The following is a 25973-nucleotide window of genomic DNA, read 5'->3' as shown; positions in this document are numbered from 1 at the left end:
GCCGACACGAAAGGACGGTGGGCCACCAGTGCGAGAGCTCAGCATCGAAGGCGCGTGGGTGAGGGAACCGCAGGTCTACGAGGACGACCGGGGAACCTTCCACGAGTGGTTCCGGGCACCCGACCTGGCCGAGGCCGCCGGGTACGGGCTCGGCCTCGCCCAGGCGAACTGCTCCGTGTCCAGCCGCGGCACCCTGCGCGGCGTCCACTACGCCGACGTGCCGCCCGGGCAGGCCAAGTACGTCACGTGCGTGCGCGGCGCCGTGCTCGACGTCGTCGTCGACCTGCGCACCGGCTCGCCCACCTACCGGGCCTGGGAGGCCGTCCGGCTCGACGACCGCCGGCGGCGCGCGCTGTACCTGGCCGAGGGGCTCGGGCACGCCTTCATGGCCCTCACCGACGACGCCACCGTCGTCTACCTCTGCTCACGCGGCTACGCCCCCGCCCGCGAGCACGCCGTCCACCCCCTCGACCCGGCGCTCGGCATCGACTGGCCCGCCGGGCTCACGCCCCTCCTCTCCCCCCGGGACGCCGCGGCCCCCACGCTCGCCGAGGCGGAGCGCGGGGGCCTGCTGCCGTCCTACGAGGACTGCCGGCACTGGTACCAGGCGCTGCGCGGCGTCACCTTCGCCCGGCACTGACCCGACCGGCGGCGACCAGCGCGGGGAACGCCTCCGCCAGCGCCTCCCGCCAGGCACGCGGCGGCTCCAGCCCCGCCGCGTGCCACCGGTCGTGCCCCAGCACGCTGTACGCGGGGCGCGCCGCCGGGCGGGGGAAGGCCGCGCTGGACGTCGCCCGGACCCGCTCCGGGTCGCTGCCCAGCAGCCGGTACGTCTCGCGCGCCAGCTCGCACCACGTGCCGTCGCCGCCGTTCGTGCCGTGGTAGACGCCCGCGGGCGCCCGGCCGGCCAGCGCGGCCCGGCCCAGCGCCCGCAGCCGGTCGGCCAGGTCGACGGTCCACGTCGGCTGGCCGCGCTGGTCGTCGACCACGTCGACGGTCTCCCGCGCCGCCTCCGCGCCGATCATCGTGCGGACGAAGTTGCCGCCCTGCGCCCCGTACAGCCACGCCGTGCGCACCACGTACCCGCGCTCCGGCAGCAGTTCCAGCACGGCCCGCTCGCCGACCAGCTTCGTCCGCCCGTACGCGGTGCGCGGGCCGGGCAGGGCGCCCTCGGCGTACGGGACGCACGCGTCGCCGCCGAAGACGTAGTCGGTCGACACGTGCAGCAGGACGCACCCCAGCTCGGCGCAGGTCTCCGCGAGGTACCGGGCCGCCGTGCCGTTGACCAGCAGCGCCTCCCGCTCCCGCGCCTCCGCCTCGTCGACGGCCGTCCACGCCGCGCAGTTGACCACCACCGCCGGCCGGTGCGCCGTGAGCGCCGCCCGCACCGCCACCGGGTCGGTGACGTCCAGCGCGCGCCGGTCCAGGCCGACGGCGCGGGCGCCGAGCCGGGCGACGACGTCCCGGCCGAGCAGCCCGCCCGCGCCGGTGACCAGCCACCGCCTCCGCACCCGCCTCATCGCGCGGCCCGCCCCGTCGGCGGCTCCCACCACGAGCGGTTCTCGCGGTACCAGGCGACCGTCGCCGCCAGGCCCGTCGCCAGGTCCGTGCGGGGCCGGTACCCCAGCTCGGCGCGGGTCTTGGTGTCGTCCAGCGCGTACCGCCGGTCGTGGCCCTTGCGGTCGGCGACGTGGTCGACGCGCGACCAGTCGGCGCCGCAGGCCGCCAGCAGGAAGTCGACCAGCTGGCGGTTGGTCAGCTCCGTGCCGCCGCCGATGTGGTACACCTCGCCGGGCCGGCCGCCCCGCCGGACCAGCTCCACCCCGGCGACGTGGTCGCCGACGTGGAGCCAGTCCCGCACGTGGGAGCCGTCCCCGTAGAGCGGCACCCGGCCGCCGGTGAGGAGCCGGGTGACGAAGAGCGGGACGGCCTTCTCGGGGTGCTGGTTCGGACCGTAGTTGTTGGAGCAGCGCGTCACCCGCACGTCCAGGCCGTGCGTGCGGTGGTACGCCAGCGCCAGCAGGTCGGCGGAGGCCTTCGACGCCGCGTACGGCGAGTTCGGCAGCAGCGGGGCGTCCTCGGTCCAGGCGCCCGTGTCGATAGACCCGTACACCTCGTCGGTGGAGACCTGCACGAACGTGCGGACGCCGCCGCGCAGCGCCGCGTCGAGGAGCGTCTGCGTGCCGAGCACGTTGGTCCGGACGAACGGGGCGGCGCCGGCGATGGACCGGTCCACGTGCGACTCGGCGGCGAAGTGGACGACCTCGTCGTGTTCGGAGAGCACCTTGCCGACCAGCTCCGCGTCGCAGACGTCGCCGTGCACGAAGGCGAAGCGGCGGTCGGCGCGGACCGGGTCGAGGTTGGCCGGGTTCCCGGCGTAGGTCAGGGCGTCGAGGACGGTGACCTCGACCGGGGCGGCCGGGTCGGCCAGGAGGGTGCGCACGTAGTGGGAGCCGATGAAGCCGGCGCCGCCGGTGACCAGGATGCGCGTCACGGTGTTCATGCTGAGATCTGCACCTTGCTGTGATCGCCGAGCACCAGGCGGTGGGCGGCCGGGATGGGCGGGGCCGGGGTGATCTCGACGTTACGGCCGATCAGGGACGCCTCGACGCGCCCCACGCCGAGCAGCGAGGAGCCGCTGAGCACGATGGAGTACTCGATCTCGCTGTCGGTCACCCGGCAGTCCTCCGCGATGGACGTGGACGGGCCGATGTAGGAGTTCTCCACCACCGTGCCCGCCCCGATGACGACGGGGCCGACGATCCGCGAGCCGCGCACGGTGGCGCCGGGGCCGATCTGCACCCGGCCGATGATCTCGGTGGCCGTGTCGACCGAGCCCTCGTTGAGCGGGGTCAGCAGCTCCAGCACCGACCGGTTCACCTCCAGCATGTCCGCCACGTTCCCGGTGTCCTTCCAGTAGCCGGAGACGATGGTCGACTTCACGGTCCGGCGCTCGTCGATCAGCCACTGGAGCGCGTCGGTGATCTCCAGCTCGCCGCGGGCCGAGGGCTTGATGGCCCGCACCGCCTCGTGCACCGCCGGGGAGAACAGGTACACGCCGACCAGGGCGAGGTCGCTGCGCGGGTCGACGGGCTTCTCCTCCAGCCGCGCCACCCGGCCGTCCGCGTCCAGCTCGGCCACGCCGAACGCCCGCGGGTCGGCGACCTTCGTCAGCAGGATCTGCGCGTCCGGCCGGCGCGCCCGGAACTCCTCCACCAGGTCGGTGATGCCGCCGACGACGAAGTTGTCGCCGAGGTACATCACGAAGTCGTCCTCGCCGAGGAAGTCGCGGGCGATGAGCACGGCGTGCGCGAGGCCGAGCGGGGCGTGCTGCGGGATGTACGTGACGTCGAGGCCGAACCGCGACCCGTCGCCGACCGCCGCGCGGATCTCCCGCTCGGTGGTGTCGCCGACGATGATGCCGACCTCCCGGACCCCCGCCGCGGCGATCGACTCCAGGCCGTAGAAGAGGACGGGCTTGTTGGCGACCGGCACGAGCTGTTTGGCCGACGTGTGGGTGATCGGGCGGAGCCGGGTACCGGCGCCGCCCGAGAGTACGAGTGCTTTCACTGACTCAACCTGACCTGATCTGGAAGGTGACCGGGACCGACACGCGAAAGCGCGCGGACAAGGGGCAGGCTGTGAACGACAGTTGAACGCCACGAATTACGTCGGATCATGGGCCATACGTGTGATTCGGCAATTCACCCGCGAGGCCATGACAGGCGCCCGGGAACTTCGCCGCGGATTAAGTGTGTTAATCGGTGCTTCGCTCGTCCCCGGTGCGTTGCTACGTTCGTCAACCATGTACGGACGAATGTCGTCTCTGTCCTGGGACGCGAGGAAAGCCCGGATCGTCGTCCTGGGGGTCGCGGCGCTCGCGTTCCTCTCCAAGATGGCGCTCGCCGCAGCCACCCAAGGCCCCGCTGACGTGCGGTTCTTCTATGGATTCGCGCGTGCCATCGCCCTGGCGGGACCCGTGCGCATCTACGCCGAGCCCCTCCCGCACCTGCCGGTCTACAACCATCCGCCGCTGGCGAGCTGGATGCTCCTCGCCATGGAGAAACTCATGGGGATCGGCGTTCCGTTCGCCCCGATGATCCGTTTCCCGGCGTGTCTCGCGGACTTTCTCACCGTCCTCCTCGTGTTCGAGGTCGTACGGCGCAGGAGAACCCTGCGGACGGCCACGGCGTGCGCCCTCGGCGCTGCCCTGTGCCCGGTCCTCTTCGGCACGTCCGGTTACCACGGGAACACCGACTCCGTCGCCGTCATGTTCGCCCTCGCCGCCGCCTGGCTGCTCGCCGACCGGGCCCGGTTCGCCACGGCCGGGGTCGCGGCGGCCCTGTGCATCAGCGTCAAGTTCGTGCCCGTCGTGGTCGTCCCGCTGCTGTTCGTCGCCGCCTGGCGGGTCGGCCGCCCCGCCTTCGTCCGCTTCACGGCCGGCTTCGCGGCGCTGTTCCTCGCCGTGTGGGGGCCCGTCATCGCGACCGTGCCGGCCGGGCTGAAGGCCAACGTCCTCGAGTACGCGGGCGGCAACTTCAGCTTCTGGGGCGTCGTGCAGTTCGCCCGCTGGGCGGAGGTCCCCGAGCCGTACATCGCCCTCGTCCGCGGCCCCGGCCACTACCTCGTCGTCGCCGCGATCGTCACCCTCGGCGCCTGGCTCGCCTGGCGCCGCCCCGCCGACACGCCCGTCGCCGTCGCCACGACCCTCGGCACGCTGCTGCTGCTCAGCACGGCCTCCGGGGTGCAGTACCTCGCCTGGCCCGCCGCCGCGCTGTTCGTCATCGGCCTGTGGCCCGGCCTCGCCTACGGCCTCGTCGTCGGCGGCGTCACCACCTCCGTCTACTCCCTGCAGCGCCCCGTCCACTGGACGCAGACCGAGATGGCCTTCGGCGCGCTCGGCTGGGTCCTGCTCGGCCTCTCCGTCGCCCTCGGCGTCCACCGGATCCTCACCGCCGGGCCCCTCGACATCGCCCGCCCGCGCACCGAACCGCGGCCCGGCCCCGCCGACCATCCCGCGGCCGCCGCGCCGCCGGGGCCGCACCACCCGGCCGCCGCCCCCGACCAGACCGCCCGCCCCGCAAGAGTGGAGAAGCACCCGTGACGGAAGGCCAGAGCCCCAGCCGCACGCCCCGCATCGGCATCCTGGTGGTGGCGTACAACGCGGAGTCCACCCTGGAGAGGACCCTCGACCGGATCCCGGAGGAGTTCCGCCCGAGGATCGCCGAGATCCTCGTCCTCGACGACGCCAGCCAGGACGCCACCTTCGCCGCCGGCCGCCGCTGGTCCCAGCGGCCCGGCCACCCGCCCACCGTCGTCATGCGGCACACCAAGAACCTCGGCTACGGCGGAAACCAGAAGGCCGGGTACGCCCTCGCCGCCCGCCGCGGCCTGGACATCGTCGTCCTCCTCCACGGCGACGGCCAGTACGCCCCCGAACTCCTCCCGCAGCTCGTCGCCCCCCTGGAGAGCGGCGAGGCCGACGCCGTGTTCGGCTCGCGCATGATGCACCCGCGCGACGCCCTGCGCGGCGGCATGCCGCTGTACAAGTGGGTCGGCAACCGCGTCCTGACCCGCGTCGAGAACGGGCTGCTCGGCACCGACCTGAGCGAGTTCCACTCCGGCTACCGCGCCTACCGCGTCGACGCCCTCGACCGGCTGCCCCTCGCCCACAACAGCGACGGCTTCGACTTCGACACGCAGATCATCGTCCAGTTCGCCGACGCCGGCCTGCGCATCCACGAGATCCCCATCCCCACCCACTACGGCGACGAGGTCTGCTACGTCGACGGGCTGCGCTACGCCAAGGACGTCGTCAAGGACGTCCTGTCGTACCGGCTCGCGAAGAAGGGCTTCGGCACCTGCGAGTGGATCCCCCAGCCCGCCGGCTACGCCTTCAAGGAGGGCGACGGCTCCTCGCACGCCCTCCTCCTCGACCGCCTGCGGGACCTGCCGCCCGGCCGCGTCCTCGACGTCGGCTGCTCCGGCGGGCTCTTCGCCGAACGCCTCGAAGCCCTCGGCCACCAGGTCACCGGCATCGACGCCGTCGAGGTCGACGGCGTGCGCGACCGCTGCTCCCGCTTCCTCCTCGCCGACCTGGAGCAGGGCCTGCCCGAGGAGGTCGGCGACGGCTACGACTACGTCGTCGCGGGCGACGTCATCGAGCACCTCTCCCGGCCCGAACGGCTCCTCACCCAGCTCCAGGACGTCCTGCGCCCCGAGGGCCTCGTCCTGCTGTCGGTGCCGAACATCGGCCACTGGTACGCGCGGCTGCGGATCGCCCTCGGCCTGTTCGACTACGACAGGCGCGGCATCCTCGACGTCACCCACCTGCGGTTCTTCAGCCGGGCCAGCCTCCGCCGCACCCTGCGCTCCGCCGGGTACGACGAACTGTCCCTCACCGCGACCGGCGCCCCTTTCTGGTCCGTCCTCGGCGGCGGGCCGCTCGCCCGGGTCCTCGGCCTGCTGTCCAGGGGCCTGACCCGGCTGCGACCCACCCTCTTCGGCTACCAGTACGTCGCCCAGCTCACCCCGCACGCGGCGCGCACGGTCGTCGCCGGGCAGCACGTGCCCGTCCAGGACATCCTCAACCGGCAGTTCGTCCCGGTCGACCGGCCCGTCGACCGCGTCGCCGTCTGAGCGCCCGCGCCCCACACCACGCCCACCCCACCGGCCCTCGCGCCCCCCACCGCACCGGCCCCCGCCCCGCCGACCGAACCGCCCCCACCGCCTCCCGACCAAGGACCGCCCGTCCCCATGATCAAGCTCAGCGTCATCGTGTCCGGCCGGGGCCCGCTGCCCCACCTGCGCGCCTGCCTGGACAGCGTCACCGGGCAGGCGTACCCCGGGCTCGACGTCGTCGTGGCCGCCCCCGAGGGCGGCACCGGCGACGACCCCGCCGCCCGCGCGCTCGCCGAGGCCCACGCCCTGCGCGACCCGCGCGTCACCGTCGTCCCCGTCGCCGCGCACGCCCCCGCCGTCCACGCCCGCGCCGCCGCCGCCCGCGCGGCGAGCGGCGCCTACCTGCACTTCCTGCGCCCCTCCGACCGGCTGCCCGCCGGCGCCGCCGAGGCGCTCGCCGACCGGCTCGCCCGCCAGCCCGAGCCGCCCGACGTGCTGCTCTGCGACCACCACCGGGCCACCTGGTGGGACGACGCCCTGCCCGGCGGCGACGCCCCCGCCCTCACCCGCGGCCACGGCGCCCCCGCCACCACCCTCGCCCGGCGCCCCGACCTGCTCGACGTGGCGCCGCTGACCGGCAACCGCCTGATCCGCGCCGGCCTGCTCACCGCCCACCCCGAACTCCTCGACGGCGACGAGCCCGAAGAGCCCTACCTGGCGTACGCCGTGCTGCTCCTCGCCCGGCGCGTCGCCTGCTGCGACACGCCCGCGGTCGTCCACCGCGAGGAGCGGCCGGCGCAGCTGCGCGCCGCCGGCCCGGACCGGCTGTTCTCGGTGTTCGCCCCGTACGAGCGGCTGCACCGGCTCGCCGCCGCCGTAGCCGCCCCGGCCGCGGTCCGGGCCCGGCTCTACGACCGCATGGTCGACGACCACCTCGCCGTCCTCGCCCGCCGCGACGGGCTCACCGCCGCCGACGCCGCCGCGTACTTCCGCCGCGCCGCCGACCAGACCGCCCGCCTCCGCCCCGAGGGCCACCGCCGCCCGCCCGGCGCCGACGGCGTCCGCCACGCCGTCCTCGGCCACCACGCGCACCTGTGCCACCGGCTGCTGTCACTCGCCGACGACGGCCACCGCGCCCTGCGCGCCACGGGCGCCCGCCACCTGCGCCGGGCCGCCGACCTGCGCGGCCGGCTCCGCTACCGGCGGGCCCTGCGCCGCCCCGTCGACGAGGACCTCGCCGTCTTCTCCGCCTACTGGGGCCGCGGCGTCCACTGCAACCCCGCCGCCGTCGCCGCCGAGCTCGCCGAGCTGGCCCCCGACATCCGGCAGGTCTGGCTCGTCGAACCCGACCGCGTCCCGCTGCTGCCGCCCGGCACCGACCACGCCGTCAACGGCACCGCCCGCGCCTGGGACGTCCTCGCCCGCGCCAAGTACCTGGTCAACAACGTCAACTTCCCCGACCGGGTCGTCAAGCGCCGCGGGGCCGTCCACCTCCAGACCCACCACGGCACCCCGCTCAAGACGATGGGCGTCGACCAGGTGGGCCACCCCGCCGTCGCCCGAGGCGTGGACTTCGAGGCGCTCCTCGCCCGCGTCGACCGCTGGGACTACAGCCTCTCCGCCAACGCCCACTCCACCGAGACCTGGCAGCGCGCCTACCCCTCCGGCTACCGCACCCTCGCCTACGGCTACCCCCGCAACGACGTGCTGTACCGGGCGACCGCCGCCGACGTCCGCGCCGCCCGCGCCGCCCTCGGCATCGCCCCCGGCGCCCGCGCCCTGCTCTACGCCCCCACCCACCGCGACCACGAGGACCGCTGGCGCCCCCGCCTGGACCTCGCCCTCCTCGCGGACCGGCTCGGCGACGACACGGTCCTCCTCGTCCGCGGCCACTACTTCCACGCCGACGGGCCGCGCGTCGTCCCCCGCCACCCGCGGGTCCTCGACGTCACCCGCTACGAACCCGTCGAACGGCTCCTCCTCGCCGCCGACGCCCTCGTCACCGACTACTCGTCGATCATGTTCGACTACGCCAACCTCGACCGGCCGATCGTCGTCCACGCCGACGACTGGGACGTGTACACCGCCACCCGCGGCGTCTGCTTCGACCTGACGGCCGAACCGCCCGGCCCCGTCGCCCGCTCCCAGGCCGACCTCACCCGGATCCTCCTCGACCCCGACGACTGGGCCGGCGAGCCCGCCGCGAAGCTCCGCCACGACTTCCGGCTGCGGTTCTGCCAGTACGACGACGGGCGCGCCGCCGAGCGCGTCGTGCGCCGCGTCTTCCTCGGCGAGGGCGAGGAGAGCCTGCCGCCCGTCCTGCCCCTGGACCGCCGCACCCCCGCCCCGACCCCGCAGGAGGCCACCCGCCGATGACCACCACCCCCATGGTCGCGGTGATCGTCATCGTCCACGACGACGCGGCGCGCCTGCCGCGCGCCGTGGCCTCCGTGCGCGACCAGACCCACCGCGCCGTCGAGATCATCGTCAGCGACGACCACTCCACCGACGACACCCCGAAGGTCGCCGCCGAGCTCGCCGAGCGCGACCGCCGCATCCGCGTGCTGCGCCTGGAACGCAACAGCGGCGGCTGCTCCGCCCCCCGCAACCGCGCCCTGGACGTGGCCCGCGCCCCGTTCGTCATGTTCCTCGACAGCGACGACGAACTGCCCCCGAGGGCCGTCGAGCTGCTCCTCGCCGCGCACGACGAGGACGACGTCGACTTCACGATGGGCGCCGTCGAACGCGTCCGCACCGACACCGGCGCGCGCGGCAGGTGGATGCCCTCGCTCTTCGACCGCCGCCGCACCGTCCGCGGCCTCGCCGAGGAACCGCGGCTGCTGTTCGAGCCGCTGTCCACGAACAAGCTGTACCGCCGGGAGTTCCTCGACCGGCACGCCCTGCGCTTCCCCGAGGGCCTGCACTACGAGGACCAGCTCTTCTCCGCCCAGGCGTACACCCTCGCCCGCGCCTTCCGGATCATCACCGAGCCCGTCTACCGCTGGTACTACGCCCCGCACGCCCCCGCCGACGCGGCGACCCTCTCCAACCGCCGCCACCTCATCGCCAACGTCCGCGACCGCGTCGAGATCGCCCGGCGCATCGACGCGTTCCTCGCCGCGCACGGCGCCCCGGCCGGCTCCCCGCTGCGCGAGGAGAAGGACCACAAGTTCCTCGCGCACGACCTGCGCCTCTACGCGGGGGACCTGCCCCACCGGGACACCGCCTGGCTCGCCGACTTCGCCGCGGAGGTCGTCCCGTACGTCACCGGTCTCGCCCCGGCGGCGTTCGCCCGGCTCGGGCGGGTCGACCGGGCCGTGGTGGGGCTGCTCCGGGAGGGCCGCTACGAGGAGGCCCGCCGCGCCGCCCGGGGCCTGGCCCACGGGGCGGGCCCCCGCCGGGTCACCACGGCCGGCGGACGCGTGTACTGGGGCGGCGAGGTCCCCGCGACGGAGGAGGCCCGCCGGGACCTGGACCTGACCGACGCCGACCCCGCCGGCTGCCCGTTCCACGCGGCCCTCTTCCGCCACGAGATCCTGAGCGTCACGCCGGGGCCCGGCGCCACCGCCGACCTCGCGGTGCGCACCCACGACCCGGGCGGGCGCCTGCCGCTCGCCCCGGTCGCCGCCCGCGTCCACCTCTCCCCGGCCGGGCGCCGCACCACGGCGGCGCTGCGCCTGGACCCGGCGGGCCGGGGCGTGTTCGAGGGCCGCCTGCGCCTGGACCTCGCGGCCCTGGCCCTGCCCCCGTACGGCTTCCGGGGCGTGCGCCACCCGGTGCTGGAGCTCGCGCAGGACGGCGGGTCGCACACGGGCGTCCTGCTGGCGCCGCTCGACTTCCCGCCGTTCACGGTCCCGGGGCCGGGCAACCACCGCGTCACGGTGGAGCCGGAGGGACGCGGCGCGGGCCGCCTGCAGATCCGCTGGGAGCCGCGCGGCCTGGTCGCGCGGCTGCTCGGCCCCGTCGCGCAGCGCGGCCCGGTACGCCGCGCGGCCCGGGCCCTCCTCCCCGGCTGACGGCCGGCCGCGTACGACGCCCCGCGCGCCGGGTGCTCCCGGCGCGGGAGGCGGCCCGCCCCGCACACCGGACACTCCCGGGGCGCGGGGCGCGGGGCGCGGTGCTTTGGGCGTCAGGGGAGCGCCGGCGACCCGGCGGTCCCCGTCCGCTGCGGCACCAGCGGACCGCCCGCGCCGGCCGGCACCCCCGGCGCGGGCGCGGGCCGCCGCTCCCCGGGCGGGACGACCGGCGGCAGCGCCTCCGGGGCCTCGCCGAGGAAGACGTGCCGCACCACGCGCTCCGCCGCGTGCCCGTCGTCGTACGGGCAGAACCGCGCCCGGAACGCGGCCCGCAACTGCGCCGAGCGCGAACCCCGCCAGTGGCCGGTCGCGAAGATGTCGATCAGCTCGTCCTCGCAGCGGGCGATCGCGCCGGGCGGGCAGTCCCGCAGGTCGAAGTAGGTCCCCCGGGCCGCCTGGTACGCCTCCCAGTCCTCCGTGTGGACCACGATCGGCCGGTCGAGCGCCGCGTAGTCGAACATGATCGACGAGTAGTCCGTGACGAGCGCGTCGGAGGCCAGGCACAGCTCCTCCACCGAGGGGTGCGCCGACACGTCGACGATCCGCGGGTGCTCGGGGAACGGGCCGGGGTCGCCGTGGGTCGGGTGGCTGCGGGCGAGGATTGTGAAGCGCGGCCCGAGCGCCGTCACCACCCGCTCCAGGTCCAGCAGGCGCGGCTGCGGCGTGGCGTAGTCGCGGTGCGTCGGCGCGTACAGGACCGCCGTGTGGCCCTCGGGGACGCCGAGCGCCGCGCGCAGGGCGGCGACGTCCTCGGCGGTGGCCCGCTGGAACACGTCGGTGCGCGGCGTGCCGTACTCCAGCGTCCGGTACGCCGCCGGGTAGACCCGCTCGAACACCGTCGTGGTGTGCCGGTTGCCCGACACCAGGTAGTCCCACTTGTCGACGGACCGCAGCAGCTCGGCGAAGTCCATCGAGCCGCCGGCCGCCGGCCGGTGCAGCAGGTCGAGGCCCATGTGCTTGAGCGGCGTGCCGTGCTGGGTCTGCACCAGCACCTGGCCGCGCCGCTTCACCAGCCGCCGGTCGAGGTTGACGTTGCTCACCAGGTACCGGGAGCGGGCCAGCGCCGTCCAGTAGGCGGCGGTGCCGGGCCGCAGCGGGCGCGGGCCCGGCGGCACGGTGTGGGCGTACTCCGGCGCGCACACCCACGCCGTGCGCACCCCCGGCACCAGCTCCCGCACCCGCTGCTCGAGGGCGGCGGGGGAGCAGGCGTACCCCCGGTTCCAGTACGCGCTGAACACGGCGTGCCCCGGCCGCACCGGCAGCAGCAGCTGGACGCGGTAGTGGACCTGGAGGAGCGCCGCGCGCAGCCCCCGCAGCACGGCCCGGCCGCGCGGCGTGGCGCGGGCCCGCACGGCGCGCGCGGCGGTGATCGCCCGGAACGCGCGGTGCGCCCCCAGTCGGACCAGCGCGTGCCGCAGGCGCGTGGTGGCCTTCGGCGGGGGGCCGGGCGTGCGGTAGCGCCGGTAGTGGGCGCGGGCGCGGCGGAAGAACGCGGCGCGGGTGCCGCGGGGCAGCCGGCCGCGCGCGGTGAACACGGACGTGAAGTGGTCGGCCATGCGCCGGAACAGCGCCGCCCGCCAGCGCTCCAGGTCCGGCCGCTCGTCGAGGAACGCGAACAGCCGGTCGTACTGGTCGAAGATCTCGAAGTGCCGCCGGGAGGTGGTGCGCAGGATGCTCCCGGTGCGCCGCTGCCGGTAGTGGACGCAGACGCGGTCCAGGGTGGCCAGGGACCGCGCGGTCATCAGCACGGGGTAGGTCCACGGCGCGTCCTCGTAGAAGCCGGGGAAGAAGCGGAACCCCTCCCGGTCCAGGAACTCGCGCTTGTACGCCTTGTTCCACACCACCATCAGGACGTGCAGCAGCCCCGGCCGGTCGTCGAGGGTGAACGGCACGGGACCGGACTCGGCGAGGTGCCGGCGGAACTCGTGGCCGACCGTCTCCCCCGACCAGTAGGTGCGGGCGTAGTCGTAGACGAGGACCTCCGGCGAGCCGGTCTCCTTCAGCCGGTCGGCGATCGCCCGGAACGCGCCCGGCACGAGGGTGTCGTCGCCGTCGAGGAAGAGCACGTAGTCGCCGGTGGCCCGGTCGAGGCCGGCGTTGCGGGCGGGCCCGAGCCCCCGGTGTTCGGGCAGGTGGAGGGCGAGGACGCGCCGGTCCCGGGCGGCGAACTCGTCGATGACGGCGCCGCTCCCGTCGGGCGAGCAGTCGTCGACGGCGATGAGCTCGAAGTCCTCGAACGACTGGGAGAGCACCGACTCCAGGCACGCGTGCAGGTAGGACTGGACGTTGTACGCGGGGACGATCACGCTGAACCGGGGCATGGCCCGGGAACGCCCGATGGACCGACCGGGTTACGCGGCGCGTGGCATCCGGGGGACGCCCCCGGCGCCGCCCCCGCGATCACCGGCCCGCGGCCCGAAGGACGGGTGGCGGCCCCCGGTACGGCCCTTGACCGGGCGTCAGCCGCGCGCCGCCGGCGCCACTCCGGGCGTCACCCCTCACCGTGGAGGCTCGGCGGCCCGGTACCGGCGGGCCCGGGGTGGCGGCTCAGGTGCGGGGGGCGGCGCAGATGACGTCGTACGGCCGGCCCAGCGCCATGGTCAGCTCCATCGGCTCGGTCGTGCCGGGCGGGCAGTTCTCCTTGCCCTCGACGAGGTCCAGCACCCGGTACGCGCCGGACCCGCCGGAGGCGCAGGCCACCTCCTGCGCGGTGGACGTCACGCAGTCGCCCTTCACCAGCTGCCCCCCGCCGGCCCCCGCGTCGCCCGGGTGGTCGCCGGAGAGGTTGCGGCCGCAGACGGTCTTGGTGGGGATGCCGCCGCCCTTGTCGGGGTCGCTGCCGTACGAGACGCTCACCCGGATGATCAGGTCCGTCCCGGCCGGGCACTGCACGGAGCCGGGCAGGAAGCTCGCCGGCATGACCTTCAGCGCGCTGAACGTCGCCCCCGGGTCGCCGCAGTCGAACGCCCGGTAGCCGTCGGGGCGGTCGTCCGGGTCGGGCCCGCCGCAGTCGCCCACGTCCCACGACCCGCTCGGGCCGCCGGCGCCCGACGCGGACGGGGACGCGGACGACGGGGACGCGGAGGAGCCGCCCCCGTCGTCACCGAAGAGCTTCGACGCCCCGTACCCGAGGCCGAGCATCACGGCGACCACGACCACGAACGCCAGGCACCCGGAACTCCCGCGCCCCGCGTCCGCCGCTCCGCCTCGCGTGACCATGGTCCGACTCCTTCGCGTCCGACAGGGGTGGCGCGTACGGAGGTGGGGACGTGCGGCGCCCGGCGCGCGGTTCCGGCGCGCGGTTCCGGCGCCGGGCGGGCCGCGGCGTGCGGTCACTCCACAGCGCCGTCACTCCACAGCGCCGTCACTTCACCGCGCCGGCCATCACCCCCGACACGAACTGCCGCTGGAACGCGAAGAACACCGCCAGGGGGATCACCATCGACACGAACGCGCCCGGCGCGAGCACGTCGATGTTGTTGCCGAACTGGCGGACCTGCTGCTGGAGCGCGACCGTGATCGGCGGCGACTCCGAGTCCGCGAAGATCAACGCGATCAGCATGTCGTTCCAGACCCACAGGAACTGGAAGATGCCGAGCGACGCGATCGCCGGACCGCCCAGCGGCAGCACCACCCGGGCGAACAGCCGGATCTCGCCCGCCCCGTCGAGGCGGGCCGCCTCCAGCAGCTCCCGCGGGATCTCCGCGAAGAAGTTGCGCAGCAGGAAGATGGCGAAGGGCAGCCCGAACGCCGTGTGGAACAGCACCACGCCGAGCGTCGTCTCGAAGATGCCGACCTCGCCGAAGAGCTTCGACACGGGCACCAGCGCCACCTGCACCGGCACCACGAGCAGCCCCACCACCGCGAGGAACCACCAGTCCCGGCCCGGGAACTCCATCCACGCGAAGGCGTACCCGGCGAACGAGCCGATCAGCACGACCAGCACGGTCGCCGGGACGGTGATCATCGCGGTGGAGAGGAGCGAGTCGGTGATCGTCTCGTTGCGGAGGATCGCCGCGTAGTTGTCGGCGGTCAGCTGCGCCGGCGCGGTGAGTGCCTTCCACCAGCCGCTGGCGTTGATGTCCGAGGGCGAACGCAGCGACGACAGGAGCAGCCCGACCGTCGGCATCAGCCAGAACAGGGCCACGACCAGCAGGAACACCTGCACGGCCCCACCGGCCACCCGCGACACGATCCGCGCGGCCACCCCCGGAGCGGGCGGCGGCGCGGCTTCCGGCGCGGGCCGAGCGGCCACGTCCGGCGCGGGCGGTGGCGCCGGGGCGTCTTGAGTCGTCATCGCCGCGTCTCCCTCCGGATGCGCCGGACGTTGCTGTGCTGTTCCGGGGGGCGGCCCCCGGGCCCCCGGCAGGAGTGGGTCATCGCCGCGTCTCCCTCCGGATGCGCCGGACGTTGAAGTACATCACCGGGATCACCGACAGCAGCAGGAGCACCGAGATGGCGCTGCCCACGCCCAGGTGGGCGTCGGTGCCGAAGGACGAGCGGTACAGCTGGAGCGCCAGGACGTTGGCGTCGTCCTGCACGGAGCCCGGCGCGATGATGAAGACCAGGTCGAAGATCTTCAACACGTTGATCATCAGCGTGACCAGCACGACCGCGAGCACCGGCGCGAGCAGCGGCACCGTCACGCGGCGGAACACCTGCCACTCGTTGGCACCGTCCACGCGGGCCGCCTCCAGCAGTTCGCGCGGCAGCCCGGCGAGGCCCGCCGCGATGAGGACCATCGCGAAGCCGGCCCACATCCAGACGTAGCTGCCGATGACGGCGGGCGTGACGAGCGTCGGGCCCAGCCAGTCGACGCCGTTGTACGGCTCCCGGAAGTTGGACTCCGGCAGGCGCAGCAGCGCGCCGTCCGCCGCCGCGGGCAGGGTGAACGAGCCGTCGGCCGCCGCCTTCGCCGTGGCGACCACCCGGCCGTCCTTCACCGCCTCGACCGCCAGCCCCTTCAGCCCCAGCTCCCGCGGGTCGACGGTGTTCGCCGTGCCCCCGCCACCGCGCGTGAAGTCCAGCCACGCCGTACCGGTCACCTTCCCGGGCTCGGGGGCGGGGTCGCGTGCCGGGCGGGCGTCGTCCGGCATCTTCGCGGGCGCCACGCCGACCAGCGGCAGCAGCGCGGGCGTCCCGGCCCGTACCGGCTCCTTCGTGACGAAGGCGCCGCCGCCCGCCGCCTCCAGCGGGTGGACCGGGAGCGGCCGCGCCTTGGGGTAGCCGGCGGACTCGGCGAACGTGTCGTGGACGCCGACCCACACCGCGTTCGCCACGCCCCGGTCCGGGTCCTGCTCGTACACGAGGCGGAAGATGATCCCCGCGGCGAGCATCGAGATGGCCATCGGCATGAAGACGACCAGCTTGAACGCCGTGCCCCAGCGGACCCGTTCGGTGAGGACGGCGAAGATGAGGCCGAGCGCCGTGGCCACGGCCGGGGCGACGACGACCCAGACCACGTTGTTGCGCACGGCCGTCAGGATGGTGTCGTCGGTGAAGATCTCGACGTAGTTGTCCAGGCCGGCGAAGCCCGCGCCGGACCGGTCGAAGAAGGACCGCTGGACCGAGTACCCGATCGGGTAGACCACGAGGGCGCCCAGTAGCACCAGCGCGGGGAGCAGGAAGCCCGCCGCGACGAGACCGCGGGTCCCGGCGACGCCCTTGCGGGAGCCCCGCCGCGGCGCGCCGGACGGGCCGGCGGGCGCGGCGGGGGCGCCGCCGGGCGGGGGAGCGGTGCCGGGCGGGGGAACGGCGGCCACGGCGTCAGCCCCCGCTCTTGTACGCCTTGGCCGCGTCGGCCTCCAGCCGCGCCTGCGTGCCCGCGATGTCCTTCGGGTTCTTCAGGAAGTCCTGGAGGGCCTTCCACTCGCCCTTGCCGGGCGTGCCGCCGAAGGACTGCGGCATCTGGTCCGACATGTCGAAGCGGAAGTCGTCGCCGGCGGCGATCAGCGCCTTCGCGATGGACCGCTGCACGTCGTTGGGGTAGGCGGCCGCGTCCAGCGACTTGTTCGGCGACAGGAAGCCCCCCTCGCCCGCCCAGATCGCCGCCGCGTCGGGGGAGGCGAGGAAGGTCAGCAGCGCCTGCGCGGCCGGCTTGGCCGTCAGCGCGACCGCGACGTCCCCGCCCGTGACGACGGGCGCCTCGCCGTCGCCGACGGCCGGGAAGGGGAACACCTTCGCGTCCGTACCGAGCTTCGCCTCCGTCTGGGCGATGTTGATCGACACGAAGTCGCCCTCGAAGACCATGGCCGCCTTGGGCGCGTCCCCGCCGGTGAACGTCTGCGTCACCGAGGCGGGGAACTCCGTCTGCAGCGCCCCGGCCGCGCCGCCCGCGATCAGCTCCGGCCTGCCGAACAGCTCGGCGAGCGTTTCGAGCGCCCGGGTCACGGACGGGTCGGTCCACTTGATCCGGTGCTTCGCCAGCTCGTCGTACTTCTCCGGCCCGGCCTGCGACAGGTAGACGTTCTCGAACCAGTCGGTGAGCGTCCAGCCGTCCGCGCCGCCGATCGACACGGGCGTCACGCCGGAGGCGGAGATCGTCTCGGCGGTGGTGAGGAACTCCTTCCACGTCTTCGGCTCGGAGGCGCCCGCGTTGTCGAAGACGGCGGCGTTGTACCAGATCAGGGACTTGTTGGCGGTCTTGAAGTACACGCCGTACTGGGTGCCGCCGACCGCGCCGAGGTCCTGCCAGCCACGGGAGTAGTTCCGGGTGAGCTGCGCCTTCGTCGCGGCGTTCGCCGGCTTGGCCCAGCCCCGCTCGACCGCCTGGTGCAGGGCGCCCACCTGCTGGAGCATCGCCACGTCGGGCGGCGCGCCACCGGCGATCTTCGTGCCGATGTAGTTGAGCATCGCGTCCTGCGTCGGCACGTACGAGACGCGCGCGCCGGTGCGCTTCTCGAACTCCTTCAGGACCTTGGTGAACGCCTCCTGCTCCGGCCCCGTCCACACCGCGACGACCTGGAGCGTCTGGCCGTCCAGCTTCGGCAACCGCACCGTCTCCGCCGGCCCCGTGGCGCTCGCGCCCCCGGACGGGCCGCCTCCGCCCCCGCCGTCCCCGCCGCAGCCCGCCATCGTGAGGGCGAGGGCCCCCGTGGCGGCGACGACCGCGACGGCCTTGCGCATACGCGCAGTTGTCCGCATCACTGCCCCGTCTCTCCCGTGTGCGTCGTCCTTCGTGATCTGGTCTACGCCGGGTACCGGGGGCCCGCAATACCGCCTTCCGCCTCTACTCGTCGATCGTGATGGGCTCGTGACGTCCCGTCAGCGCGGCGGCCGGTCCCTCCGACGCCAGGGCTTCCTCCCGCTCATCTGGGCCCGCGGGCCGCCGGTGCGGCCGTCCGGCGGCGGCACGCCGGCCGGGGGACGGCCGGACGGCCGGACACTTCGAGGAAGTTCGACAAGATCCCCGGGGTGACGGCCGGCGCCTGACGGCGAGGGAGCTTCGAGCCGGGGTCCACCGGGTGGCCGCGACGCGCTGCTCCTCGGACACGAGGCCGACAAGGAGTTCCACCGCTGGGGCTGTCCACGAGAACGGCCGGCAGTGGCACCGCAACGGCGTCGCCGGGTGCGGCCTCGGGCGCCCGGCGGGCTCATGACGGGGAGCGCCGCGGCCGGCAGCAAGCGGACGAGCATCGGCGGCCCGGCCTCCGTGACGTCCCTGGACCGCGGACGACACCGACTTCTTCGGGATCATCGCGTACTGCAAGCACTGCGACCCCTCCTCCCGGGTGCAGTTCCGGATGGAGGAGGCCGGGTGGAGCGGGGGCCCGCGGTCGGGCCGTTCCGGGCCGGGCGGACACGAGCTCGGCCGCGCGAGCATCCTCACCGACGCCTGGTACGCCGGCGCATGCTGCTGACCGCTGCCGGCGCGCGCCTGGTCGGTGCGCGCCCCGCTGCTCCGGCCGGGGGCGGGCTGCGGCGCGCTGCCGAAGGCGGACCCCGGCAGCCGGCTCACGGCTGCCGGGTCCGCGCCCGTGTCACCGTGCGGTGGGGGCGGTGCCGGAGGTGGGGACGAGCGGCGGCAGGGGGAGCGCGTCGACCGAGCGGGCGGCCCGGTCCAGCGCGCTGGCCAGCAGGGCCAGGTCCGTCGGGCCGTTGCCGAGCTCCCGCACGGGGCGGCGGGCCGGCGGGTCGCCCATGCGCTCCCACTCCAGCGGCACGACCGTGGGCCGCAGCGTCGCCGTGCGGGGGATGCGGCCGGTGACCCGGCCCGCCTGGAACGGCGTCACCCGCCCGTCGGGGTGGCCGAGCCGCCCCCGGCCGGGGGCCGGGTCGTCCGGCCCGGGCGCCACGGGCGGCGCGTCCAGCACCACCCGCAGCCTCGCCCGGCGCGCCAGCTCCGTGTCGGCGGTGCGCTCGGGGCTCGCCGAGGACGCCACCAGGTGGACGCCGAGCCGCTCGCCGTCCCGCGCCACCGCCTCCAGGGCCCGTACGACCGACCCCGCCGCCGGCCGGCCCGGGCTGCCCAGCGCCGGGGCGACCAGGGCGTCGTAGTCGTCGACCAGCACGACGAGGCGGGGGAGCGGCGCGGGCGCCTCGCCCCCGGTCCGGTCGAGCGGCTGTCCCGCGGCGCGCGACCGGGGCGGGCCGCCCGCCGGTGGCCGCGCCTCCGCGCCGCGCTGTTCGGGGAGCGCCGGGTCGCCCGGCTGCCGTCCGGGCGTCGCCGCCGGCCCGGTGTGCCCCGGCGGAACGGCTTGCCCTGCCGGCCCGGTGTGCCCCGGCGGAACGGTGTGCCGCCCCGACCGTCGGGCCTCCCGCGGCTGTCCGGCCTCCCGCGGCTGTCCGGTCCGCGCCGACTGTCCTGGCAGACCTTGCTGTCCGGGCAGAGCCGGCTGTCCGGCGTGCCCGGGGTCTCCGGCGTGCCCGGCGGGTCCGGGGTCTGCGGCGTGTCCGGGGAGCGGGGCGTGTCCGGGATGTGGGGCGGGGGCCGTGCGCGGGCCGGGCCGCTCGCCCGGTCGGCCCTCGTGGTGGGTGGGGCGGTCCATGAGGTCCTCGTGCCCGAGCAGCTCGGCCCGGCGCTTCAGCTCCGCGCCGAGCGCCTGCGCGAACGCCCGCATCCGCACCGGGTCGGAGGCGACCAGGTGCTCCGTGACGTGCGGCAGGTCCGTGCACGGGCCGAGGCCGTCGCCGCGCTCCCCGCCCGCGCCGTCCACCAGCAGCAGCCCCAGCCGGTCGGGGCGGGACGCCGCCGCCAGCGAGGCGGCGACCGTGCGCAGCAGCTCCGTACGGCCGCTGCCCGCCGGGCCCTCGACGAGCAGGTGCGGCCCCTCGGCCGCCAGGTCCACCAGCACCGGTCCGCGCGGGCCGGTGCCCAGCACCGCCGTACCTTCCGGGGCCGACGCCCAGCGGGCCATCAGCGACGCGGGCGTGGCCCGGGCCAGCTCCAACTCGTCGAGCAGGCGCGACGACCGCGGCAGCGCCGCCGCCGCGGCCCGGCCGCGCGGGGCGGGGCCCTCCGCCCGCAGCGGCGCCAGGGACCGCGCGAACCGCTCGGCCCACGCCCCGGAGACGGCGTCGACCGTCGCCACCGTGCCGTGGCCCACCGGGTGCCCGGCCGCCGCGCGCAGCACGCGCAGCGCCGTCGCCACGTCACCCGTCAGCAGCCCCACCGCGCCGCACTCCCGGAAGGGGAGGGACGCGGCGCACGCCGTCTCGTACGCGGCGGCGACCGGGAACACCGCCGACGCGGGCGCCGTCTCGGCCAGGCAGACCAGGTGGACGCCGGCCGCCGCGCCCGCCCCGGCGAGCCGCGCCGTCGTCTCGCGCAGCGCCGCCGTGCCCGGGTCGCCGTCGACGACCACCACGGTGTACGGCCCGGGGGCCTGGGCGCCGCCCGCGGCGTGGGCGCGGTCGAACCGCTCCGCCGCCTCCGCGACCGTCCGGGCGTCGGCGTCGGCCCAGCCGGTCCCGAGGAGCCCGTCGTCCAGGCGCCGGGTCAGCTCGGCGGCGCGTGCCTCGGCCTGGTCGCGGTCGTACGCCAGCAGCAACCGGCAGTCCTGCCCGTGCGCCGGCCGTACGTGCGGCAGCCAGCCCAGCCAGGACCAGTCGCGCCTGCGCTCCTCCACGGGCCGCGCCCGGTCCGCGCTGATCAGCACGATCTCCAGGTCGGCGGGGGCGTGCAGGGCGGCCAGCTGCGCCACGACCGAGCGCGTCAGGCCGAGAAGCCGGGCGCGCGGCCCGGCGAGGCCGAGCGAACCGGCCTCGCGCAGCCCCACGGTCACCGGGACGGCCGCCAGCTCCGCCCGGTCGGTGCTGCCCAGCCGCACCACGAGCGACTCGGGGTGGCCGGGTGCCCGCTCCCACACCCGGGGGCCCGGCCCGAGGGCGGTCAGCAGCACGGCGGCCGGGTCCGGCCACGCCTCGGCGGACCGCCCGTGCGGCACGGCGCCCGCCCCGCCGGGGACGGCCCCCGCACCGGACGCGTCCGCGCGGCCGGTGTCGCCGTCCGCGCGGCCGCCCGCCAGGCGACGCGCCCACGCCCCTATGCCCCGCCGGCGCTGCGGCTCGCCGGGCAGTGCCGTGCCCCGCGCGGGCGTGGCCTGCCCGGGCGTGGCCCGCGCGCCGCCGGGCGCCGCGGCCCGGCCGTGCGGCGCCGCGCCCTCGGGGGGTACCGCGCCGGGCGTGAACTCCTGGTCCCGCGCCAGTCCGTCGTACGGCCGCCGTGCCCCGGGCACCGCCCCGGCGCCGCCGTACCCGCCCGCCGCACCGGAGGAGGCGGCCGGGACGTCGTACCCGGCGCCGACACCGGGGCCCGTACCCGCGCCGGGGCCCGTACCCGTACCCGTACCCGTGCCGGGGCCCGTACCCGCGCCGGGACCCGCCACCGTCGTCGCCCCGCCGTCGGCCGGCGCCCCGGAGCCGCCCGGGCCCCCGTACCCGCCGCCGCCCCCGGCGGCCACGGACCGCGCGGCGGGCCCGCCCGCCGCGGCCCCGGAGCCGCCCGCGCCGCCGTCACCCGTCTCCCCGGGCCCCGCCGCGCGGGCCGGCAGCGTCACCCGTACGTGCCCCTCGCCGTCCGGCACCGCGGCCGGCCCCGGCCCGCCACCGGGCGCACCGCCCCGGCCGTCCCGTGCGCCCGCCTCCGCCGCCGGCCCGGACGCGCCGGCGCCGCCCACGACGAGCCGCAGCACCGACTCACCCACCCGCAGCAGCGCCCCCGGGACGAGCCGCACCGGCCGGTCGCCGACGGGCTTGCCGTCCAGGGTCGTGCCGTTCGTCGAACCCAGGTCCGCGACGGCCACCCGGCCGTCGTCACCCACCCGCACCACGCAGTGCAGCCGGGACACGTCGGGGTCGTCCAGCGGGACGTCGGCGTCGGCGGACCTCCCCACGCGGACATCACCCGGATGGAGCAGGTGCACCCCGCCCGCGTCCGGCCCCGCCACCACGTGCAGACGGGCCGCCGCGTCATCCGGGGCCACCGCGTCCTCCGCGGGCACCTGGAGCGCCAGGACCGCGCCGTCCACCAGGGGCGGTTCACCCAGCGCGCTGCGCTGGAGGTCGAGCCGGTCCCGCCCGGCGTACAGCACGACGGGCCCCGTGCCCGCCGCGCCGTCCGGCCCGGCGACGGCGGAGGCGAGGCCGGACGCAACGGCGGCCAGCGCGGTGCCCGCGGGGGCGGTGACGAGCACGTCGCAGGCGCGCCGTGCGGTCTGCCCGCCGGGCGGCGCCGCGAGGACGGTCAGCCGGATCTGCATCGCCGTCAGCGGTCCCTTCTGCGCGGCGCGCCCGGCAGCAGGGGGACAGGGCCTCGATCTCCCCCCGCCCGCGCGCGGACGCGTCGTCCGGTACAGGTCGACACGGCCCGCGGGGCTCCCGACCCCGCGGTGCGCCGTGCAGGTGCATCCTCGCACCTGCCACCGACACCGTGCCCGCGCCCCGGCAGTGAATGATCTTGAATTTTCGCGGCCGATCGGCGAAACGCCTGCTTGCGCCCGTCTTGGGATCATGTGAGCGCCAGGCAACCGGCGGCGCGGGCCGCACGTCTTCCCTGCCATCACCCCCGGAAGGGGGATGTTCGAAGGACAATCGACCGAAATTCGAAGGCGGCGGAACGGCACTAGAGTGGGCCGGACGCAAGCTTCGGGACCACGATCGCAGGGAGCGCATGACCGTGCGGCCAGTCGGCAGCAAGTACCTGCTCGAGCAGCCGCTCGGACGCGGCGCCACGGGCACCGTCTGGCGCGCCCGCCAGAGGGAGACGGCGGGCGCCGAGGCGGCCGTGCCGGGGCAGCCCGGGGAGACCGTCGCGATCAAGGTCCTCAAGGAGGAGCTCGCGAACGACGCGGACGTCGTGATGCGGTTCCTGCGGGAGCGCTCCGTCCTCCTGCGCCTGACCCATCCCAACATCGTGCGCACCCGGGACCTGGTGGTGGAGGGCGACCTCCTGGCCCTGGTCATGGACCTCGTCGACGGTCCGGACCTGCACCGGTACATCCGGGAGAACGGCCCCCTGACCCCGGTCGCCGCCGCCCTGCTCATGGCGCAGGTCGCCGACGCGCTGGCCGCCAGCCACGCCGACGGGGTCGTCCACCGCGACCTGAAGCCCGCCAACGTCCTGCTCGCCGAGGTGGACGGGCGGATGCACCCGATGCTCACCGACTTCGGCATCGCGCGCCTCGCCGACTCCCCGGGCCTCACCCGCACCCACGAGTTCGTCGGCACCCCGGCCTACGTGGCGCCCGAGTCTGCCGAGGGCCGCCCGCAGACCTCCGCCGTGGACGTCTACGGCGCCGGGATCATGCTGTACGAGCTGGTCACCGGCCGTCCCCCGTTCGCGGGCGGCACGGCCCTGGAGGTCCTGCACCGCCACCTCAGCGAGGAGCCCCGCCGCCCCTCCACGGTGCCCGCCCCGCTGTGGACGGTCATCGAGCGCTGCCTGAGCAAGGACCCGGACCGCCGGCCCAGCGCCGTCAACCTCGCGCGCGCCCTGCGCACCGTCGCGGGCGGCATCGGGGTGCACGCCTCGGTCGCCGAGATCGAGGCGGCGGACGGCGTCGGCGCGCTGCTCGCGCCCGACCCGGCGCCAGCGCCCGTGCCGGAGACGCCCGCGCCGCCGGTCCCCGGCGCCTCCGACGCCACCCAGGTCCTGCCGAACACCGGGGGCGCTCCCGGGGCGCCCGCGTACGACCCGGCCGCCGCCACCAGCGTCCTGCCGTCGACGGGCCCCGGCCCCGGCCGGCCCGGCGACGCCGCCGACCCGACGGCGGTCATGCCGCCCGTGCCGCAGGGGCAGCCCGAGGAGCCGCACCCGTGGCAGACGCAGCTGCGCGCCGCCCGCGACCGCAACGACCAGACCCAGGTGCAGTACCTGGACCCCGACGAGGACCCGTTGCGCCGCCGCCCCCAGCGCAGGCCCCAGCAGCCGCCCCCGCCGCAGCAGCCGCCGCAGCGCCGGCAGCACCAGCAGCACCAGCAGTACGGGCAGCAGCCGCACCCGCCGCAGCCGTACGGGCAGCAGCCCCAGCCGTACGCCCCTCAGCCCCCGCAGCCCCAACCGCAGCCGCCGCAGCGCCGGCAGCGTCCGCCCGCGCCCCGGCCCAGGCAGCAGTACGCCCCGCAGCCGCAGGCGCCCCAGCCGCCGCCGCCCGCCCCGCGGGCGCCCCGGCAGCGCAGCGCCAACCCCATGCGCATCCCGGGTCTCGGCTGCCTCAAGGGGTGCCTGTTCACGATCGTGCTGTTCGTCGTGGCCGGCTGGCTCATCTGGGAGCTCACACCGCTCCAGGACTGGATCGCCCAGGGCAAGGGGTACTGGGAGGCCATCGGCGACGCGATCTCCTCCGTCAGCGACTGGATCTCCGGGCTCGGCAGCGCGAGCGGCGGCGGGTCGGGCACCCCCGCGCCATGACCGGCGACGACGGCTGCCGAGTCGCTTTGTCGACTTCGGAGGGGTGATTTCCCCTCCGGCGTGAATACCGGCCCCCGCACCCGCGTAACTTGGTCGGGAACGCCAGCCGCTGAGGGAGCAGTCTTGGCACGGAAAATCGGCAGCCGGTACACGGCTCACCAGATCCTGGGGCGGGGCAGCGCCGGCACGGTGTGGCTCGGCGAGGGTCCCGAGGGGCCCGTCGCCATCAAGCTGCTCCGCGAGGACCTGGCATCGGACCAGGAGCTCGTCGGGCGCTTCGTCCAGGAGCGCACCGCCCTGCTCGGGCTCGAACACCCCCGCGTGGTCGCCGTGCGCGACCTGGTCGTCGACGGCAACGACCTCGCCCTCGTCATGGACCTCGTGCGCGGCACCGACCTGCGCAGCCGCCTCGACCGGGAGCGCCGGCTCGCCCCGGCCGCCGCCGTCGCGATCGTCGCCGACGTCGCCGAGGGCCTCGCCGTCGCGCACGCCGCCGGCGTCGTCCACCGCGACGTGAAGCCCGAGAACATCCTCCTCGACATGGAGGGGCCCCTCGGGCCGGGCGGCGCCCACCCCGCCCTGCTGACGGACTTCGGCGTCGCCAAGCTCATCGACACCCCGCGCCGCACCCGCTCCAACCGCATCATCGGCACGCCCGACTACCTCGCCCCCGAGATCGTCGAGGGCCTGCCGCCCCGCGCGGCCGTCGACATCTACGCCCTCGCCACCGTCCTGTACGAGCTGCTGGCCGGCTTCACGCCGTTCGGCGGCGGCCACCCCGGCGCCGTCCTGCGCCGCCACGTCACCGAGACGGTCGTCCCGCTCCCCGGCATCCCCGACGAGCTGTGGCAGCTGGTCGTCCAGTGCCTGGCGAAGGCGCCCGCCTCCCGGCTGCGCGCCTCCGAGCTCGCCGCCCGCCTCCACGACCTCGCCCCGCTCGTCGCGGACATGCCGCCGCTCGACGTGGACGAGCCGGGCGCGGAGTCCGCGTCGGAGCCGTACGAGGACGACCCGTACCCGACCGTCCCCAACGGCCCGCGCAGGTCCGCCGTCCCCCTCGTGCCCGGCTCGGCCACGGACTCCAGCCGCGACACCCACACGTCGATGCGCGTCCCCGGGCCCGACGAGCTCTCCGGCGGCCCGCTCGGCACCGCCCGCGCCCCCCGGGCGCCCGGCCAGCGCCGCCCCGGCTCGGCCCGCAACAAGCCCTCGGCCGTCCGCAGGCGCCGTCTGGTCATCTCGGTCGCCGGCGTCGCCCTGGCCGCCGCCGTCGGTGTCGGGGGCTGGTTCGCGGCGGCGGGCGACGACACGGAGGCCCCGCCGCAGGATGCCCCGCGCTCCGCCCCGGAGACCGTTCCCGACCCGGCCCCCGCACAGCCCTGACCTCGGCCCCAGCGCCCCCGGGAGCGCTCCGCGCCGCCCCCGGG

16 protein-coding genes are annotated in these 25973 nt (G+C 76.1%); 7 read left to right on the top strand and 9 right to left on the bottom strand.

The window, feature by feature from the left end:
* The first annotated feature begins 28 nt into the window (after window positions 1–28).
* Window positions 29–640 carry a dTDP-4-dehydrorhamnose 3,5-epimerase family protein gene (locus LPA54_RS13755; RefSeq protein WP_228977256.1) on the top strand — a complete coding sequence of 204 codons (612 nt, stop codon included), beginning with the start codon at window positions 29–31 and terminating at the stop codon, window positions 638–640.
* On the opposite strand, the gene rfbD is transcribed toward LPA54_RS13755, so the two are convergent.
* From rfbD to LPA54_RS13740, 3 genes are read right to left on the bottom strand one after another with little or no spacing between them, the layout of a single operon-like run.
* Entirely contained in the window at window positions 621–1520 is a 900-nt protein-coding gene (rfbD, locus tag LPA54_RS13750) for a dTDP-4-dehydrorhamnose reductase (protein WP_228977298.1), read from the bottom strand. The two genes, LPA54_RS13755 and rfbD, sit on opposite strands and share 20 nt — an antisense overlap.
* Window positions 1517–2503, bottom strand: a complete 987-nt coding sequence (rfbB, locus tag LPA54_RS13745; RefSeq protein ID WP_228977255.1) for a dTDP-glucose 4,6-dehydratase — start codon at window positions 2501–2503, stop codon at window positions 1517–1519. Before rfbB ends, rfbD begins: the two co-directional genes overlap by 4 nt.
* Window positions 2500–3570, bottom strand: a complete 1071-nt coding sequence (locus LPA54_RS13740) for a glucose-1-phosphate thymidylyltransferase (protein ID WP_228977252.1) — start codon at window positions 3568–3570, stop codon at window positions 2500–2502. Before LPA54_RS13740 ends, rfbB begins: the two co-directional genes overlap by 4 nt.
* 247 nt (window positions 3571–3817) lie before the next feature.
* Between LPA54_RS13740 and LPA54_RS13735 the strand changes: the two genes are divergently transcribed.
* The 4 genes from LPA54_RS13735 (at window position 3818) to LPA54_RS13720 (ending at window position 10637) form a co-directional block, all read left to right on the top strand.
* Window positions 3818–5104: a glycosyltransferase family 39 protein gene (locus LPA54_RS13735; protein WP_228977250.1), complete on the top strand. Its 1287-nt coding sequence runs from the start codon at window positions 3818–3820 to the stop codon at window positions 5102–5104.
* On the top strand, window positions 5101–6639 hold the full coding sequence (locus tag LPA54_RS42855) for a bifunctional glycosyltransferase/class I SAM-dependent methyltransferase (RefSeq protein WP_228977248.1): 1539 nt from the start codon (window positions 5101–5103) through the stop codon (window positions 6637–6639). The genes LPA54_RS13735 and LPA54_RS42855 overlap by 4 nt, the downstream gene beginning before the upstream one ends.
* A gap of 117 nt (window positions 6640–6756) precedes the next feature.
* Window positions 6757–8997, top strand: a complete 2241-nt coding sequence (locus tag LPA54_RS13725) for a CDP-glycerol glycerophosphotransferase family protein (protein WP_228977246.1) — start codon at window positions 6757–6759, stop codon at window positions 8995–8997.
* Window positions 8994–10637, top strand: coding sequence for a glycosyltransferase family 2 protein (locus LPA54_RS13720; protein WP_228977244.1), 1644 nt, complete (start codon window positions 8994–8996; stop codon window positions 10635–10637). Before LPA54_RS13725 ends, LPA54_RS13720 begins: the two co-directional genes overlap by 4 nt.
* Window positions 10638–10750: 113 nt before the next feature.
* Here the strand turns inward: LPA54_RS13720 and LPA54_RS13715 are convergent, their stop codons facing one another.
* The 6 genes from LPA54_RS13715 to LPA54_RS13690 all read right to left on the bottom strand — a co-directional run bounded on the left by LPA54_RS13715 (window position 10751) and on the right by LPA54_RS13690 (window position 22396).
* Entirely contained in the window at window positions 10751–13018 is a 2268-nt protein-coding gene (locus tag LPA54_RS13715) for a bifunctional glycosyltransferase family 2 protein/CDP-glycerol:glycerophosphate glycerophosphotransferase (protein WP_228977242.1), read from the bottom strand.
* A gap of 226 nt (window positions 13019–13244) precedes the next feature.
* On the bottom strand, window positions 13245–13916 hold the full coding sequence (locus LPA54_RS13710) for a hypothetical protein (protein ID WP_228977241.1): 672 nt from the start codon (window positions 13914–13916) through the stop codon (window positions 13245–13247).
* Window positions 13917–14061: 145 nt separating this feature from the next.
* Complete coding sequence (locus tag LPA54_RS13705) at window positions 14062–14994, bottom strand: carbohydrate ABC transporter permease (protein ID WP_228977239.1); 933 nt, start codon at window positions 14992–14994, stop codon at window positions 14062–14064.
* Window positions 14995–15073: 79 nt separating this feature from the next.
* Window positions 15074–16459 carry a carbohydrate ABC transporter permease gene (locus tag LPA54_RS13700; protein ID WP_228977238.1) on the bottom strand — a complete coding sequence of 462 codons (1386 nt, stop codon included), beginning with the start codon at window positions 16457–16459 and terminating at the stop codon, window positions 15074–15076.
* Between the two features lie 4 nt (window positions 16460–16463).
* Window positions 16464–17840 (bottom strand): ABC transporter substrate-binding protein, encoded by a 1377-nt coding sequence (locus LPA54_RS13695; protein WP_228977237.1) that lies wholly within the window; start codon window positions 17838–17840, stop codon window positions 16464–16466.
* Between the two features lie 836 nt (window positions 17841–18676).
* On the bottom strand, window positions 18677–22396 hold the full coding sequence (locus LPA54_RS13690) for an FHA domain-containing protein (RefSeq protein ID WP_228977236.1): 3720 nt from the start codon (window positions 22394–22396) through the stop codon (window positions 18677–18679).
* Between the two features lie 416 nt (window positions 22397–22812).
* On the opposite strand from LPA54_RS13690, the gene LPA54_RS13685 reads away from it, so the two are divergent.
* Complete coding sequence (locus LPA54_RS13685) at window positions 22813–24546, top strand: serine/threonine-protein kinase (protein WP_228977296.1); 1734 nt, start codon at window positions 22813–22815, stop codon at window positions 24544–24546.
* Window positions 24547–24669: 123 nt separating this feature from the next.
* The gene (locus LPA54_RS13680) at window positions 24670–25929 is read left to right on the top strand and encodes a serine/threonine-protein kinase (protein WP_228977235.1); all 1260 of its coding nucleotides are present in this window, start codon (window positions 24670–24672) and stop codon (window positions 25927–25929) included.
* Window positions 25930–25973 lie beyond the last annotated feature (44 nt).

It is taken from the genome of Streptomyces sp. DH12, assembly GCF_020873895.1.
GTDB lineage: Bacteria > Actinomycetota > Actinomycetes > Streptomycetales > Streptomycetaceae > Streptomyces.
The sequence above is the reverse complement of the archived record's forward strand: the minus strand, read 5'-3'. Positions and strand labels throughout refer to the sequence as shown.

What these genes read in the sequence shown, in the direction of transcription:
- rfbD (WP_228977298.1), bottom strand. Translation starts at nt 1,520, where the DNA reads ATGAGGCGGGTGCGGAGGCGGTGGCTGGTCACCGGCGCGGGCGGGCTG.
- rfbB (WP_228977255.1), bottom strand. Translation starts at nt 2,503, where the DNA reads ATGAACACCGTGACGCGCATCCTGGTCACCGGCGGCGCCGGCTTCATC.
- LPA54_RS13735 (WP_228977250.1), top strand. Translation starts at nt 3,818, where the DNA reads ATGTCGTCTCTGTCCTGGGACGCGAGGAAAGCCCGGATCGTCGTCCTG.
- LPA54_RS13725 (WP_228977246.1), top strand. Translation starts at nt 6,757, where the DNA reads ATGATCAAGCTCAGCGTCATCGTGTCCGGCCGGGGCCCGCTGCCCCAC.
- LPA54_RS13720 (WP_228977244.1), top strand. Translation starts at nt 8,994, where the DNA reads ATGACCACCACCCCCATGGTCGCGGTGATCGTCATCGTCCACGACGAC.
- LPA54_RS13715 (WP_228977242.1), bottom strand. Translation starts at nt 13,018, where the DNA reads ATGCCCCGGTTCAGCGTGATCGTCCCCGCGTACAACGTCCAGTCCTAC.
- LPA54_RS13710 (WP_228977241.1), bottom strand. Translation starts at nt 13,916, where the DNA reads ATGGTCACGCGAGGCGGAGCGGCGGACGCGGGGCGCGGGAGTTCCGGG.
- LPA54_RS13705 (WP_228977239.1), bottom strand. Translation starts at nt 14,994, where the DNA reads ATGACGACTCAAGACGCCCCGGCGCCACCGCCCGCGCCGGACGTGGCC.
- LPA54_RS13695 (WP_228977237.1), bottom strand. Translation starts at nt 17,840, where the DNA reads ATGCGGACAACTGCGCGTATGCGCAAGGCCGTCGCGGTCGTCGCCGCC.
- LPA54_RS13690 (WP_228977236.1), bottom strand. Translation starts at nt 22,396, where the DNA reads ATGCAGATCCGGCTGACCGTCCTCGCGGCGCCGCCCGGCGGGCAGACC.